Source organism: Pseudomonas sp. USHLN015 (assembly GCF_037153275.1).
In the GTDB taxonomy this organism is placed as follows: Bacteria; Pseudomonadota; Gammaproteobacteria; order Pseudomonadales; family Pseudomonadaceae; genus Metapseudomonas; species Metapseudomonas tohonis.
Map to the genome: position 1 here is coordinate 89,350 of NZ_JBBCKP010000014.1, position 14,806 is coordinate 104,155.

Consider the following 14,806-nt stretch of genomic DNA (forward strand, 5'->3'; position numbering starts at 1 on the left):
AGCGGCCCCAAGGGTCACCCACACTCCGCCAGCACCTCCCGCAACCGCCCCGCCAACTGCCGCGCCTCCTCCGCCGTGGCGACATTGGTGAAGCCCAGCAGGAGCCCCGTCGCGCCGCCGTCGCCCAGGTACCAGGGCGACAGCGCGATCACGGCGAGCCCCGCCGCCTGGGCACGCTCGGCGATGTGGCGATCGTCGCTCCCCGCAGCGAGGCGGGCCAGCAGGTGCATGCCGCCGGCCTGCAGGTCGATATCCAGATGCTCCCCGCAGTGCGCCAGCAGCGCCTCGCAGGTATGGGCGCGGCGGCGGGCGTAGAGGCTGCGCATCTTCTTCAGGTGGCGGGCGAAATGGCCCTGGTCGATGAAGTCTGCCGTCGTGGCCTGCAACAGCTCGCTGCAACCGCCGCCGAACTGCGCGGCGACCCCGCGGAAGCGCTCCACCTCCCGTTCCGGCACCACCAGGTAGGCCAGGCGCAGGCCGGGGTAGAGCACCTTGCTGAAGGTGCCGGCATAGAGCACCCGGCCTTCGCGGTCCAGGCTCTTGAGCGCCGGCAGCGGGCGACCCTGGTAGCGGTACTCGCTGTCGTAGTCGTCCTCCAGCACCCAGCCGTCCACCCGCTGCGCCCGCTCCAGCAACGCCAGGCGCCGGGGCAGCGAGAGGGCGACCCCGGTGGGGCTCTGGTGCGTCGGCGTGACCAGGGCGAAGCGCGCGTCGGGTGCCAGGCGCTGGCCTGCGTCCACCACCAGCCCCTCGCCGTCCACCGGGACCGGCACGCAGCGCACGCCGAGGCCCTGCAGCAGCTGGCGGGCGTGCAGGTAGCCCGGGTCTTCCAGCCAGATGGCGTCGCCCGGCGTCATCAGTGCGCGCTGCACCAGCGCCAGGCTGGCGCAGTGGCCGGCGGTGATGAACACCTGCTCCGGCCGGCAATGGATGCCCCGGGAGATGCCGAGGTACCCCGCCAGGCTTGCCCGCAGCGGGCCATGGCCGGCCGCGTCCGGCACCATCAGCGCGCTGCCGCCCAGCTCGCGCAGGCGCCGGGCCGCCAGGCGCGCCCAGAGCTTGCGCGGGAAGGCGTCGAGCGCCGGCAGGCCGAGCTGGAAGGGCAGCGGCGCGGCTTGCGTCTCGCACCGGGGCTCGGGGCGCGCCGGCCTGGTGCTGCGCGAGGGCGGCCGTGGCGCCGTGGCGAGGCGGGGCGACACGCAGGTGCCGGCGGGGCCGCGTGCCAGCAGGTAGCCTTCGCCGATGAGCATCTGGTAGGCCGCCTCCACCGTGCCGCGCGCCAGGTTCAGCTCGCTGGCCAGGCTGCGCAGCGAGGGCACGCGCGCTCCGGGCGGCAAGCGGCCCTGGTCGATGGCTTCGCGGAAGCGTTGGTACAGCTGCAGGTAGACCGGTGTGTCGAGGCCGCGGTCGAGGTGCAGGGGCAGGGGGTGGCCTGGCATGCTCATGTCCCAGTCGTTTTGGTGATTCTTGGACCTGTAGGCTGGTCCATGGCCTGCCTAGAGTAGCGGCTCCGCCAGAAGAGGAAAGTGGCCATGCCCGATCCGCATCCCCCTATCGAACTGCTCCACCTGGAGGAGGACGGCCAACTGCGTACCGCCTTCCCGGTCATGCGCGAGCTGCGCCCGCAATTGCCCGATGCCGCGACCTTCATCGCCCGCGTGCGCCGCCAGGCCCACCAGGGCTACCGCCTGCTCGGCGCCTGGTGCGACGGCCAGGTGCTGGCCCTGGCCGGCTACCGCGAGCTGGAGAACCTGATCCACGGGCGCTTCATCTACGTCGACGACCTGGTGGCCGACCCGCAGCACCGCAGCCGGGGCCTGGGCGCCCGCCTGCTGGAGGAACTGGCGCTGATCGGCGGCGGGCTCGGCTGCCAGCGCCTGGTGCTGGATACGGCACTGGCCAATTCCCTGGCGCAGCGCTTTTATTTCCGCCAGGGCCTGCTGTCCACCGGCCTGCACTTCAGCCGGCCGCTGCCCGTCGCCGCCACGCATCCCTCCCAGGAGAACTGACCATGCCCCGTGTCCTGCTGATCGAATGCAGCCCCAACGAAGACGCGTCCCCCGGTGGCCAACTGGCCCGGGAAATGGCAGAGCGCATCCACGCCAACGCACAGGTCACCGTACGCAACCTGGTGCGCGAGCCGCTGCCGCCTGTGTGCGGCGATTACGCCCGCGCCGTCACCGGCCGCGCCCATCGCGACGACCCGGCCCTGGCGCTGTCCGAGCACCTGATCGACGAGCTGGAGCAGGCCCATTACCTGCTGATCTCCACGCCCATGCACAACTACATGGTGCCGGCGGCGCTGAAGCTCTGGCTCGACTACGTGGTGCGCATCCAGCGCAGCTTCACCATGGTCGATGGCAACAAGGAGGGCCTCTTGGAAGACCGCCCGACCTTCGTGGTGGTCAGCTCGGGTGGCAATTACCTGGGCGCCAGGGCCAGCCAGGCGGATTTCCTCTCGCCCTACCTGCGCCACATCCTCGGCGTGATCGGCCTGCATCACGTCGAGTTCGTCCACCTGCAGGGCCTGGCCCAGGGCCCGGACGTCGTGGCCGAGACGCTGCGGCAGGCGCGCGCGCGCCTGGCCAACAACCCCTATTTCCAAGCCGCCCCCTTTCCTGGAGTTCCCGCATGAGCACCCTGCGCCTGCCCTACTACCAACTCTCCCCCGAGGCCTACCAGGGCCTGGCCGCCACCAAGAAGGCCCTCGAAGCCAGCAGCCTCGGCGCGGAGCTGATCGAACTGGTCTACCTGCGCATCTCGCAGATCAACGGCTGCGCCTTCTGCCTGGAGATGCACAGCAAGGCCCTGCGTGCCCGTGGCGAACAGCAGGCACGACTCGACGCCCTGGCCGGCTGGCGGGTCAGTGGTCTCTATAGCGAGAAGGAGAGGGCGGCGCTGGAGTGGGCCGAGTCGCTGACCCGGCTGGAGGCGAGCGGTGCGCCGGACTCGGCCTTCGAGCCCCTGCGGTCGCTTTTCAGCGAGGCCCAGATCGCCGACCTGAGCTTCGCCGTGGCCTTGATGAACGCCTTCAACCGCCTGGCGGTGGGCATGCGCCAGTGACGGGCCTCAGGAGATGACGCCAAAGCCGCGCGCCATCAGCGCGGCCAGCAGCGGGATGACCAGCACCGCCAGCAGCTCCAGGCGGATCGCCATGAGCACCAGCCTGGCGGTCTTCGGGGCGACCTCGGGCACCTGGCCGGCCTTCAGCGCGTTGCGCCAGTTGAGGAAGACGAAGGTCGGCAACGCGGACAGCAGCGCCACCAGGACGAAGAGCCCGATCTTGGCGTGGAAAACGCTGTTCTTCAGGTAGTACTCGGTGCCCTTGCCATACCACAGCACCCGCGCCAGGCCGGTGGCCAGCACCAGGCCGGCGCTCAGGCCGTAGGCTATGTCCACCCGTATCAGGCTGCGCGCGCGCTCCAGGTCCAGGGGCAGCTTGAACAGGCGGTGCTCCAGGACCAGCAGCGAGAAGAGGATGAAGATCGACAGGTAGTGCAGGTACGCAGCAATGGCTTGAGCCATGTGAACTCCTTTGTGGTCATCAGGGGTTGTTCTTATAGGGGGACCGGCTGCTTCAGTTGGCACTCTCCACACGGTTGCGGCCGTTCTGCTTGGCCCGGTACAAGGCGCGGTCGGCCAGGTCCAGGGCTTCGTTCTGCGATTGCTCGGGGCCCACCAGCAACGTGCCGGCGCTGAGGGTCTGGGCCAGCTCCTGGCCGGCGGCGCGCACCGGCTTCTCGGCGATGCAGCGGCGCAGGCGCTCGGCGATCTGCTGCAACTCCTCACCGTCATGCACCGCCACCAGGGCGACGAACTCCTCGCCGCCGATGCGCACCAGCAGGTCGTCCGGCCGCAGCGCCGCCGTCATGCGCCGCGAGCTCTCCCACAGCACCTGGTCGCCGGCCGCGTGGCCATGCTGGTCGTTGACGCGCTTGAAGTGATCGAGGTCGGCATAGATCACCCCCAGGCGCAGGCCGGCCTTGGTGACGCGGGCCATCTCCTTGGGGAAGAACTGCGCCAGGGCGCTCCGGTTCCACAACTGGGTCAGCGGGTCGATCATCGCCTTGCGCTGCTCGCGGTCCACGGCGCGACGCAGGTTCTGCGTCTGCTGGGCCATGCCGCGCAACTGCAGGTAGCCCTCGGCCAGGGTCGCCAGGTCGCGCAGGCGGAACAGCTCCTGCTGGTCCAGGGTGCGCGGCCTGGGGTCGAGCATGCACAGGGTGCCGATGGGCAGGCCGTTGCTGGAGAACAGCGGCTGGCCGGCATAGAAGCGGACGAACGGGGGCGCGACCACCAGCGGGTTGTCGCTGAAGCGGGCGTCGGAGCTCGCGTCGGGAATCAGCAGAGGACCATTGCCGAGGATGGCGTGGCCGCAGAAAGAGATGTCGCGTGCGGTCTCCGAGATCTCGATGCCGATACGCGCCTTGAACCACTGGCGATTGCGGTCCACCAGGCTGATCAGCACGGTTTCCACCTGGAACAGCTCCTGGGTCAGGCGCACCAGGGTGTCCAGGTAGAGCTCGGCGGGCGTGTCGAGAACGTCCTGTTCGTCCAGGGCCTTCTGGCGGCGGTCTTCATCGGGGAAGCACGGAGCGGCGAGCATAGATCTCTCCAGTCAGTTCGCATGCGTGAACCAGGCGTCGCGTCGGGAAAGGCGCCAGGCGAGGGCGCCGAGACTGAGGCCGCGCAACAGCATAAAACATAGGAACGCCAACCACAGGCCGTGGTTTCCATGAGGTTGCAGCAGCAGGCCGACGGGCAGGCCGAGCAGCACCGCCAGCAGCATGGCATCGCGCATTTCCCGGGCCCGGGTCGCGCCGATGAACAGGCCGTCCAGCAGGTAGCTCCACACCGCCACCAACGGCAGTACCGCCAGGTAAGGAAGATAGACGTGGGCAACCGCGCGCACCTCCCCGATGTCGCTCTGCATGTCGATGAACAGCCCCCCGGCGAGGGCGAAGAACAGCGCGAAGGCCAGGCTCGCCAGTAACGACCAGGCGCCGGCCACCAGCAGCGAACGGCGCAGCTCCAGGCGGTTGCGCGCGCCGATGGCGTGGCCGCACAGGGCCTCCACCGCATGGGCCAGGCCGTCCAGCGCATAGGCGGTGACCAGCAGGCCGTTGAGCAGCAGCGCGTTGGCCGCCACCGTGGCGTCGCCCATGCGCGTGCCCTGCACCGTCAGCAGGAAGAACACCAGCTGCAGCGCCAGCGAGCGGATGAAAATGTCGCGGTTCACCGCCAGTAGCGGGCGCCAGGCGCGCCACAGGCGCAGAGCCGGCCAGTCGATGCGCCCCGGGTGGCGGCGCAGGGCGCCACGGGTCAGCGCCAGGCCGATCAGCGCACCGCTCCATTCGGCGATCACCGCCGCCTGTGCGGCACCGGCCACGCCCAGGTCGAGCCCGAGGACGAACCACAGCGCCAGGGCGATGTTGATCAGGTTGGTGCCCAGGAGGATGGCCAGCGGCGCGCGTGCGTTCTGGGTGCCGAGGAACCAGCCCACCAGCGCGTAGTTGGCCAGCGCCGCAGGCAGCCCCAGCAGGCGCAGGTGGAAGAACTCGCGGGTCATGGCGTCCAGTTCGGCCGAAGGGTTCATCAAGCCCAGGGCCAGGCCGCTGAAGGGCACCGCCAGCAGCCCCAGCAGCAGCGCCAGGCCCACTGCCAGGCCCAGCCCCTGCAGCAGCACCTGGCGCAGGGCCCCGCCATCGGCACGTCCGGCGGCCTGGGCGGCGAAACCGGTGGTGCCCATGCGCAGGAAGCCCAGCACCCCGAGCAGCAGCATGTACAGGGTGCTGCCTACCGCCACGGCGCCCAACTGGTGGGCATGGGGCAGGTGGCCGACCACGGTGCTGTCCACCAGCGCCACCAGGGGCACGGAGATGTTGGAGAGGATCATCGGTGCGGCCAGCGCCCAGACCCGGCGATGGGTGGGGGCGTGCCGCCAGGCGTCGACCAATGCGCTCATACGGTGGCTCCGGGAGGGCTGCGCAGTATAGCCGTGCAAAAGTGCGAAGAAGGCGGCTTTACGCCTGCCGGGGCTGGTCTATAGTTGCCGCGCGCGCACCTGCGCGTCCCCTCCCCGGAGTCACCATGTCGTCGTACAAAGGATTGTTACTGGCCCTCTCGCTGGGGCTGCTTGCCGCCTGCGATTCCTCCACCCCCGAACATGCCGCCGAGAAACCCGCCGCCGCACCCCCGGTCGCCGAGGCCAAGCGCGTGCCGGCCGACGTCGCTGCGCTGGCCAAGCGCTACGCCGGCCGCGAACTCAAGGTGGTGGATGTTTCCGAAACCCAGGTCGACGGCGCCAGCACGCTGTCGGTGAGCCTCTCCGTGCCCCTGGACCCGGAGCAGCCGTTCGCCGAGCGCCTGCACCTGGTGGACAAGGAAAAGGGCAAGGTCGACGGTGCCTGGGAGCTCGACGACAGTCTCATGGAACTGCGCCTGCGTCACTTGGAGCCCAATCGCCAACTGGTCCTGACCATCGACCCCGGCCTGCGCGCGGTGAACGACTCGCGCCTGGAGCAGGAGAGCGTCACCCGCCTGGAGACGCGTGACCAGCAGCCCAGCGTCGGATTCGCCAGCCAGGGCTCGCTGCTTCCGACCCGGCTTGCCGAGGGGCTGCCGGTGATCACGCTCAACGTCGACGCGGTGGATGTGGACTTCTTCCGCGTGCGCCCCGACGCCCTGCCGAAGCTGCTGTCGCGCTGGGGCCGTCGCAGCAACCTGGACTACTGGGAGGCCGACACCATCCTGAAGATGGCCGACCTCGCCTACAGCGGTCGCTTCGACCTCAAGCCCGCGCGCAACACCCGCGAGAACCTGCTGCTGCCCATCGCCGGCATCGAGCCGCTTAAGCAGCCCGGCGTCTACATCGCGTTGATGCGCCGCGCCGGCAGCTTCAACTACACCAACCCGGCGACGCTGTTCAGCCTCAGCGACATCGGCCTTTCCGCCCACCGCTTCCGCGATCGCCTCGACGTCTTCGCCCAGGCCCTGGACGGCGGCAAGGCGCAGGGCGAGATCGGCCTGGAACTGCTCGACGAGAACGGCCAGTCCCTGGCCCAGGGCAAGACCGACGGCCAGGGCCATGCCCAGCTGCCGCTGACCAACAAGGCCCGCGTGCTGGTGGCGCGCCAGGGGCAACAGACCAGCCTGCTGCGCCTCGACGCCCCGGCGCTGGACCTCTCCGAGTTCGAGGTCGCCGGCGCGACCGCCGAGCCGCTGCAGTTCTTCGTCTTCGGCCCGCGCGACCTCTACCGCCCCGGCGAGACCGTGCTGGTCAACGCCCTGCTGCGCGATGCCGATGGCCGCGCCGTTCCCGCCCAGCCGGTGAGCGTGGAGGTGCGCCGGCCGGACGAACAGGTCAGCCGCCGCTTCGTCTGGAACCCCGACGAGGGCGGTCTCTACCAGTACCAGCTGGCGCTTTCCGGCGATGCCCCCGCCGGCCACTGGCAACTGCTGATCGACCTCGGCAACGGCCAGAAGCAGCTCTATGAATTTCTGGTCGAGGACTTCCTCCCCGAGCGCATGGCCCTGGAGCTCAAGGGCAGCGACGAGCCGCTGGCCCCCGGCGATGCCGCCCGCTTCCAGGTCGAAGGCCGCTACCTCTATGGCGCGCCGGCCGCCGGCAATCGCCTGACCGGCCAGCTCTACGTGCGCCCGCTGCGCGAGGCGGTGAAGTCGCTGCCCGGCTACCAGTTCGGCTCGGTGACCGAGGAGGAACTGAGCCAGGACATCGAGCTGGACGAGACCAAGCTCGACGAAGAGGGCAAGGGCGCCCTGGAGATCGAAAGCCGCTGGGCCAATGCACGCTCGCCGCTGGAGCTGACCCTGCAGGCCAGCCTGCAGGAATCCGGTGGCCGGCCCGTCACCCGGCGCCTGGAGCAGCCGATGTGGCCGGCGCCGCGCCTGCCCGGCCTGCGTGGCCTGTTCGACGGCGACGAGATCGACAGCAACGGCACCGCCGAAGTGGAGCTGCTGGTGGCCGACCCCGCCGGCAACAAGCTGGAAGCCAAGGGGCTCAAGGTCCGCCTGGTTCGCGAGCGCCGTGACTACTACTGGAGCTACTCCGACGGCTCGGGCTGGAGCTACCACTACAACGAGAAGTACCTGAACGTCGACGAACAACTGGTCGACGTCGCCGCCAATGCCACCGCCCGGGTCAGCTTCCCCGTGCAGTGGGGCCCCTACCGTGTCGAAGTCGAGGACCCGGAGAGCGGCGTCACCAGCAGCCTGCGCTTCTGGGCCGGCTACCGCTGGCAGGACAACGCCGCCGGCGGCGCCGTGCGCCCGGACCAGGTCAAGCTCGCGCTGGACAAGCCCGCCTATGCCGAAGGCGAGGTGGCCAGGGTCACCGTCACCCCGCCCGCCGCGGGCAGCGGCTACCTGCTGGTGGAGTCGGCCGACGGCCCGCTCTGGTGGCAGAGCATCGAGGTGCCCGCCGAGGGCAAGGCCTTCGACATCCCCGTGGCGCGCGAGTGGACGCGCCACGACCTTTACGTCAGCGCGCTGGTGGTGCGTCCCGGCGAGCGCAAGGAGCGGGTCACGCCCAAGCGCGCCGTGGGCCTGCTGCACCTGCCCCTGGAGCGGGCCCAGCGCAAGCTGGCGCTGACCCTGAGCGCCCCCGAGAAGATGCGCCCCAGCCAGCCCCTGGCGGTGCACGTGCAGGCGAAGAACGCCGACGGCAGCCCGGCGCGCCAGGTGCGCGTGCTGGTCGCCGCCGTGGATGCCGGCATCCTCAGCATCACCGACTACGCCACCCCCGATCCCTTCGCCACGCTGTTCGGGCGCAAGGCCTATGGCGCCGACCAGCTCGACGTCTACGGCCAGCTCATCGAAGCGGGGCAGGGACGCCTGGCCTCCCTGGCCTTCGGTGGTGACGCCGGTCTCGCGGCCGGCGGCAAGCGGCCCAATACCGAAGTGCGCCTGGTGGCGCTGCAGAGCGTGCCGGTGGCCCTGGACGACAAGGGCGAGGGCGAGATCAGCCTCGACATCCCCGACTTCAACGGCGAGCTGCGCCTCATGGCCCAGGCCTGGAGCGACGACCACTACGGCATGGCCGAAGGCAAGACCGTGGTCGCCGCGCCGCTGGTGGCCGAACTTTCCGCGCCGCGCTTCCTCGCCGGAGGTGACGAAAGCACCGTCGCGCTGGACCTGACCAACCTCTCCGGCAAGCCCCAGGCGCTGGACGTGCGCCTGGAGGCCGAAGGCCAGCTGCGCCTGGCCGACAGCCCCGGCAGCCAGACCGCGCCGCTGCAACTGGCCGACGGCCAGCGCACCACCCTGCGCATCCCGGTGCGTGCGCTCGGCGGCTACGGCCAGGGGCGGATCAAGGTCCTGGTGAACGGCCTGGAGCTGCCCGGCGAAACCCTGGCGCCCTTCGCCCGCGACTGGACCCTGGGCATCCGCCCGGCCTGGCCGGCGCTGGTGAAGAACTTCCGCGCGGTGCTCAAGGGCGACAGCTGGAGCCTGCCCGCCGGCACCCTGGACGCCTTCCAGCCGACCGGCCGTGAAGCGCTGCTGGCGGTGTCCGCGCGCCCGCCGCTGAACATCGGCGAACACATCCGCGCGCTGCGCGCCTATCCCTATGGGTGCGCCGAGCAGACCACCAGCGGCCTCTACCCCTCGCTCTACGCCGACGCCGCGACCCTCTCGCGGCTGGGCATCACGGGCGAGTCGGACGAGCAGCGACGCAAGGCCATCGAGGTGGGCGTCGAGCGCCTGTTGGGCATGCAGCGCTACAACGGCGGCTTCGGCTTGTGGAGCGCGGAGAGCGAGGAGGAATTCTGGCTCACCGCCTACGTCACCGACTTCCTCCTGCGTGCCCGTGACCAGGGCTACACGGTGCCGGCCGAGCCGCTGGCCAAGGCCAGCGAGCGGCTGCTGCGCTACCTGCAGGACCGTGACCTGATCGAAGTGAGCTACAGCCAGTACAGCGATCACAGCCGCTTCGCCGTGCAGGCCTACGCCGGCTACGTGCTCGCCCGCAGCCAGCAGGCGCCCCTGGGCGCCCTGCGCAGCCTGTTCGAGCGCCGCGCCGAGTCCCGTTCCGGCCTGCCCCTGGTGCAGCTGGCCGTGGCCCTCAAGGCCATGGGCGACCAGCCCCGCGCCGACCTGGCCCTGGAAGCCGGGCTGGCGGTGCAGCGCGACGACACCTTCTGGCTCGGCGACTACGGCAGCCGCCTGCGTGACCAGGCGATGATCCTCGCCCTGCTGGAGGAGAACGACCTCGCCGCCGACCGCCGCGAAGCACGCCTGTTCGATCTCGCCGATCTGCTGGGCTCGGACAACGGGCTGTCGACCCAGGAGCGCAACGCGCTGTTCCTCGCCGGGCGCGGCCTGCTGGGCAAGCCCGAAGCCGCCTGGCAGGCGAGCCTGAGTGTCGGCGGGAAGACGCGCGCACTGGACCAGGACCATGGCGGCGCCAGGCTCGACGAGAGCCAGGTGGCCGAGCCCCTGACCCTGTCCAGCCAGACCAAGGTGCCGCTGTACCAGCGCCTGACCCTGTCCGGCTACCCGGCCGAGGCACCGAAGGCGGGTGGCGAGAACTTCGTCATCCACCGCGAATACCTGGGCATGGACGGCAAGCCGCTGGACATCCGCAACCTGGAAAGCGGCCAGCTGGTACTGGTGCACCTGGGCGTGGAGGCCAAGGTCCGTGCTCCCGACGCCCTGGTGATCGACCTGCTGCCTGCCGGCCTGGAGCCGGAGAACCAGAACCTGGGCCAAAGCTCCGCCAGCCTGCAGGACGCCAGCAGCGAGGTCAGGCAATGGCAGGAGGCGATGCAGAACGCCGCGATCAAGCACCAGGAGTTCCGTGACGACCGCTACGTGGCCGCAGTGGATATCAACGAGTACGACCGCACCCACCTGCTCTACCTGGCGCGCGCCGTCACCCCCGGCCGCTACCGCGTGCCGCCGCCCCAGGTGGAGTCCATGTACCGCCCGCAATGGCAGGCCCTGGGGGCCGCGCCGGAGGAAATGGTGATCAAGGCCCGCTGAAGCGCTTCCAGCAGGCCCGTGTTCGCGAGGGTGACGGTCAGGTGCCGTCATTCCCGCGAACGCGCCGCTTATTCACAGGATGGGTAGAGCGAAGCGAAGCCCATCACCAGGCCGCCTCGAAGCGACCTGTCGCACGGTCCCACTTCGGAGCCCTCATTCTTGTCGTTCCCCTCCACCCTGCACCGTGCCCGCCGCCTCCTGAGGCGCCGCTGGGTCGCGTTGCCGCTGCTGCTCCTGGCGCTGCTCTGGTGCGCCGACCGGCTGTTCCCGCTGCCCCTGCCGGCGGATGACCGGGCGCGGGTGGTGCTGGCCGAGGACGGCACGCCGCTGTGGCGCTTCGCCGATGCCGAGGGCGTGTGGCGCTACCCGGTCACGCCGCAGCAGGTCTCGCCCTATTACCTGGAGGCGCTGCTCACCTACGAGGATCGCTGGTTCTACCGTCACCCCGGGGTCAACCCGCTGGCCCTGGGGCGAGCGGCCTGGCAGAACCTCGCCGGTGGACGCGTGCTGTCCGGCGGCAGCACCCTGTCGATGCAGGTGGCACGCCTGCTCGACCCGCACCCGCGCACCCTCGCCGGCAAGCTGCGCCAGCTGTGGCGCACCTTGCAGCTGGAGTGGCACCTGTCCAAGGACGAGATCCTCACCCTCTATCTCGACCGCGCGCCCTTCGGCGGCACCCTGCAGGGCGTGGCGGCGGCCAGCTGGACCTACCTGGGCAAGCCGCCCTCGAAGCTGACTCGCGCCGAAGCGGCGCTTCTCGCGGTGTTGCCCCAGGCGCCGAGCCGGCTGCGCCCGGACCGCCACCCGCAGCGCGCCACCGCCGCCCGGGACAAGGTGCTGCGCCGACTCGCCGAATACGGTGTATGGCCCCAGGCAGCGGTGGACGAGGCGCTGGAGGAGCCGGTGCTGCTGGCGCCGCGCCAGGAGCCGCGCCTCGCGCCTCTGCTGGCGCGCCGCCTCAACCGCCCCGGCAGCCCACAGCTGATCCGCACCACCCTCGACGCCAGCCTGCAGCGGCGCCTGGAAGACCTGCTGCTGGGCTGGCGCGTGCGCCTGCCGGAGCGCACCTCGGCGGCGATCCTGGTGGTCGAGCACTCGAGCATGGCGGTGCGTGCCTACCTCGGCTCGGTGGAGATGGACGACGCCCGCCGCTTCGGCCATGTCGACATGGTCGGCTCCCTGCGATCGCCAGGCTCCACCCTCAAGCCCTTCCTCTATGGCATGGCCCTGGACGCCGGGCTGATCCACTCCGAATCCCTGCTGCAGGACGTGCCGCGTCGCTATGGCGACTACCGCCCCGGCAACTTCTCCACGGGGTTCAGTGGCCCGGTGGCGGCCAGCGAGGCGCTGGCCACCTCCCTCAACCTGCCTGCCGTGCAACTGCTGGAAGCCTACGGGCCGAAGCGCTTCGCCGGCGAGCTGCGCAGCGCCGGTCTGCCGCTGGTGCTGCCGGCCGGCGCCGAGCCCAGCCTGGCGCTGATCCTCGGCGGCGCCGGTGCGCGGCTGGAGGACCTGGTGGGGGCCTACGCCGCCTTCGCCCGCCAGGGCCGCGCTGCGGCGCCGCGCCTGCAACCCGACGACGTCCTGCGTGAGAAGCGCCTGCTCTCCCCCGGCGCGGCCTGGATCGTGCGGCGCATCCTTTCCGGCCAGTCACGCCCGGACCTTGACCCGCAGGCGCTGCCGCCGCTGCGCCCGGCGCTGGCGGTGAAGACCGGCACCAGCTACGGCTTCCGTGACGCCTGGGCCCTAGGCGTGGGACCGCGTTACCTGGTCGGCGTGTGGATCGGTCGCCCCGACGGCACGCCGGTGCCTGGCCAGTTCGGCCTGGCCTCGGCGGCGCCGCTGCTGGTGCAGGTGCACGACGTGCTGGTCAACCGCGACGCCCAGCGCGGCAGTGCCCAGCCGCCGGACGACAAGCCCGGCTCGGTGGGCATCGCCGCCATCTGCTGGCCCCTCGGCCAGTCGCTGCCTCGCGATGACGGCAATTGCCGTCGCCAGCGCCTGGCCTGGACCCTCGATGGCACCGTCCCCCCGACCCTGCAGGCCGCCGACCAGCCCCTGGGCCTCGGCCTGCGCCAGAGCGTGTGGCTGGATGCGCGCGGCCTGCGCACCGCCCCCGGCTGCCCGGGCGCCAGCGCGCACGAGCTGGCGTTGTGGCCGGCACCGCTGGAACCCTGGCTGCCCCGTCGCGAGCGCCGGTCGGCGCGGCTGCCGGCGGTCGCGCCGGACTGCCCGCCACCCTTGCCGCCGGCGGCCGCCGCGCTGTCCATCGTCGGCCTGCGCGCGGGTGACCAGTTGCGCCGCCCCGCCGCCAGCGCAGGGCCGCTTCGGATACGCCTCTCGGCGCTGGGCGGCAGCGGCCGGCGCTGGTGGTTCCTGGATGGCCGGCCCCTGGGCGAGACAGCGGCGGACGCGGCCTTCGACCAGGTGCTCGATGAGGTCGGCCGGCACCAGCTGAGCCTGCTGGACGAGGCGGGCGCTACCGCTCGTCTGGAGTTCAGCGTGATCGAATGAGTTTGGACTCAAGTGGGAATAGGCCTTGGGCGATAAGAGCTTGTACATTTCAACAAGATGAATTGTCCGTTTATCTGTATACAATCTGCCGCCGCCTTCACCGAGCCCTATAAAAATTCCCAGGAGACAACTCCATGCGCCTCTGGCAACGCAGTATTCAGTGGCAGCTGATCCTCAGCATGGGCGCGGCCCTGCTGGCCAGCATCCTCATCGTGGTGGGGATCTACTCCGCCGTGGTCAACCGCCTCACCGACCGCTACCTGGTGGGGGAAGCGCTGCCCAAGAGCACGCTGGCGATCCGCAACGACCTCGAGCGGGTACTGGCCGAGCCGCTCACCGCCGCCCAGGGCATCGCCCGGAACAGCCTGGTTCACGACTGGCTGGGCGCCGGCGAGGACCCGGCCCGGCAACAGGACTTCGTCCGCTACCTGTCCGGCGTGCAAGCGCAGCAGAAGGCGCTGACCACCTTCCTGGTGGGGCTGCAATCGGGCAACTACTACACCGACAAGGGCCTCAATCGCACGCTCACCCGCGGGCCCCAGGAGAACAACTGGTTCTATGGCTTCGTCGACGGCAGCAAGGACCGCTCGCTGGACATCGACGTCGACGCCAGCACCCACCAGCCGACCCTGTTCATCAACCAGCGCGTCTCCGCCGGTGGCAAGACCCTGGGCGTCGCCGGGCTGGGCTACAGCCTCAGCGGCATGAGCGACCTGATCCGCAATTTCCGTTTCGGCGAGAACGGCCGCGTCTACCTGGCCAGCGCCGATGGCAAGGTGAAGATCCACCCGCAATCCGACTACAACGACACCCGCACGCTGCAGGAGCTGACCAGCGCCGACGCCGCCCGCCAGTTGCTGGCCGGCGAAGGCAAGGCGGTGACCTTCGAGCGTGACGGCGAGGTCTTCCTGGCCCTGGCCCAGCCGCTGCAGTCCATCGACTGGGTGCTGGTGAGCGAGGTGCCCGAGGCGGAAATCTACGGCGACGCGCGCCAGGCCCTGGTGATGACCAGCCTGGTGGGCATCGGCGTGGCGCTGCTGTTCCTGGTGCTGGTGGTATTGCTCGCCCGGGGGCTGGTGCGGCCGATCCGCCAGGTGACCTCCGCGCTGGTGGAGATCGGCGGTGGCGGCGGCGACCTGACCCGCCGCCTGGACGACAACCGCGCCGACGAACTGGGCGACCTGGCCCGTGGCTTCAACCGTTTCCTCGAAGGCCAGCGCAGCCTGATCGGCGAGGTGCTGGCCACCAGCCAGAGCCTGCGCACCGCCGTCGGCCAGGTGACCACGGTGGT

9 protein-coding genes and 1 pseudogene are annotated in these 14,806 nt (G+C 70.6%); 6 read left to right on the plus strand and 4 right to left on the minus strand.

Annotated features, from left to right (window positions below; all coding sequences use genetic code 11):
- Window positions 1–14 precede the first annotated feature (14 nt).
- Window positions 15–1,439, minus strand: a complete 1,425-nt coding sequence (gene pdxR / locus WFQ67_RS25950; protein WP_442969631.1) for a MocR-like pyridoxine biosynthesis transcription factor PdxR — start codon at window positions 1,437–1,439, stop codon at window positions 15–17.
- A gap of 93 nt (window positions 1,440–1,532) precedes the next feature.
- On the opposite strand from pdxR, the gene WFQ67_RS25955 reads away from it, so the two are divergent.
- The 3 genes from WFQ67_RS25955 to WFQ67_RS25965 are packed head-to-tail and all read left to right on the plus strand — an operon-like array spanning window position 1,533 to window position 3,063.
- Complete coding sequence (locus WFQ67_RS25955) at window positions 1,533–2,009, plus strand: GNAT family N-acetyltransferase (protein WP_337058598.1); 477 nt, start codon at window positions 1,533–1,535, stop codon at window positions 2,007–2,009.
- A gap of 2 nt (window positions 2,010–2,011) precedes the next feature.
- Window positions 2,012–2,635 carry an FMN-dependent NADH-azoreductase gene (locus WFQ67_RS25960; RefSeq protein ID WP_213626450.1) on the plus strand — a complete coding sequence of 208 codons (624 nt, stop codon included), beginning with the start codon at window positions 2,012–2,014 and terminating at the stop codon, window positions 2,633–2,635.
- A complete protein-coding gene (locus WFQ67_RS25965; RefSeq protein ID WP_213626448.1) occupies window positions 2,632–3,063 on the plus strand; it encodes a carboxymuconolactone decarboxylase family protein in 432 nt (143 codons plus the stop codon). The genes WFQ67_RS25960 and WFQ67_RS25965 overlap by 4 nt, the downstream gene beginning before the upstream one ends.
- 6 nt (window positions 3,064–3,069) lie before the next feature.
- Here the strand turns inward: WFQ67_RS25965 and WFQ67_RS25970 are convergent, their stop codons facing one another.
- From WFQ67_RS25970 to WFQ67_RS25980, 3 genes are read right to left on the minus strand one after another with little or no spacing between them, the layout of a single operon-like run.
- Entirely contained in the window at window positions 3,070–3,525 is a 456-nt protein-coding gene (locus tag WFQ67_RS25970; protein ID WP_337058599.1) for a DUF2214 family protein, read from the minus strand.
- Between the two features lie 52 nt (window positions 3,526–3,577).
- Window positions 3,578–4,606 carry a sensor domain-containing diguanylate cyclase gene (locus tag WFQ67_RS25975; protein WP_337058600.1) on the minus strand — a complete coding sequence of 343 codons (1,029 nt, stop codon included), beginning with the start codon at window positions 4,604–4,606 and terminating at the stop codon, window positions 3,578–3,580.
- Window positions 4,607–4,618: 12 nt separating this feature from the next.
- Window positions 4,619–5,965, minus strand: a complete 1,347-nt coding sequence (locus WFQ67_RS25980) for an MATE family efflux transporter (protein WP_213626442.1) — start codon at window positions 5,963–5,965, stop codon at window positions 4,619–4,621.
- 125 nt (window positions 5,966–6,090) lie between these two features.
- Here WFQ67_RS25980 and WFQ67_RS25985 point away from each other — a divergent pair, with 125 nt between their 5' ends.
- The 3 genes and pseudogenes from WFQ67_RS25985 to WFQ67_RS30550 all read left to right on the plus strand — a co-directional run.
- Window positions 6,091–11,001, plus strand: coding sequence for an alpha-2-macroglobulin family protein (locus WFQ67_RS25985; RefSeq protein ID WP_337058601.1), 4,911 nt, complete (start codon window positions 6,091–6,093; stop codon window positions 10,999–11,001).
- A 159-nt stretch (window positions 11,002–11,160) separates the two neighbouring features.
- Window positions 11,161–13,515, plus strand: coding sequence for a peptidoglycan glycosyltransferase PbpC (pbpC, locus tag WFQ67_RS25990; protein ID WP_244862944.1), 2,355 nt, complete (start codon window positions 11,161–11,163; stop codon window positions 13,513–13,515).
- Between the two features lie 179 nt (window positions 13,516–13,694).
- Window positions 13,695–14,714: pseudogene (locus WFQ67_RS30550) on the plus strand (HAMP domain-containing protein); the annotation flags it as partial.
- Window positions 14,715–14,806 lie beyond the last annotated feature (92 nt).

What these genes read in the sequence shown, in the direction of transcription:
- WFQ67_RS25970 (WP_337058599.1), bottom strand. Translation starts at nt 3,525, where the DNA reads ATGGCTCAAGCCATTGCTGCGTACCTGCACTACCTGTCGATCTTCATC.
- pdxR (WP_442969631.1), bottom strand. Translation starts at nt 1,439, where the DNA reads ATGCCAGGCCACCCCCTGCCCCTGCACCTCGACCGCGGCCTCGACACA.
- WFQ67_RS25960 (WP_213626450.1), top strand. Translation starts at nt 2,012, where the DNA reads ATGCCCCGTGTCCTGCTGATCGAATGCAGCCCCAACGAAGACGCGTCC.
- WFQ67_RS25980 (WP_213626442.1), bottom strand. Translation starts at nt 5,965, where the DNA reads ATGAGCGCATTGGTCGACGCCTGGCGGCACGCCCCCACCCATCGCCGG.
- WFQ67_RS25965 (WP_213626448.1), top strand. Translation starts at nt 2,632, where the DNA reads ATGAGCACCCTGCGCCTGCCCTACTACCAACTCTCCCCCGAGGCCTAC.
- WFQ67_RS25985 (WP_337058601.1), top strand. Translation starts at nt 6,091, where the DNA reads ATGTCGTCGTACAAAGGATTGTTACTGGCCCTCTCGCTGGGGCTGCTT.
- WFQ67_RS25955 (WP_337058598.1), top strand. Translation starts at nt 1,533, where the DNA reads ATGCCCGATCCGCATCCCCCTATCGAACTGCTCCACCTGGAGGAGGAC.
- WFQ67_RS25975 (WP_337058600.1), bottom strand. Translation starts at nt 4,606, where the DNA reads ATGCTCGCCGCTCCGTGCTTCCCCGATGAAGACCGCCGCCAGAAGGCC.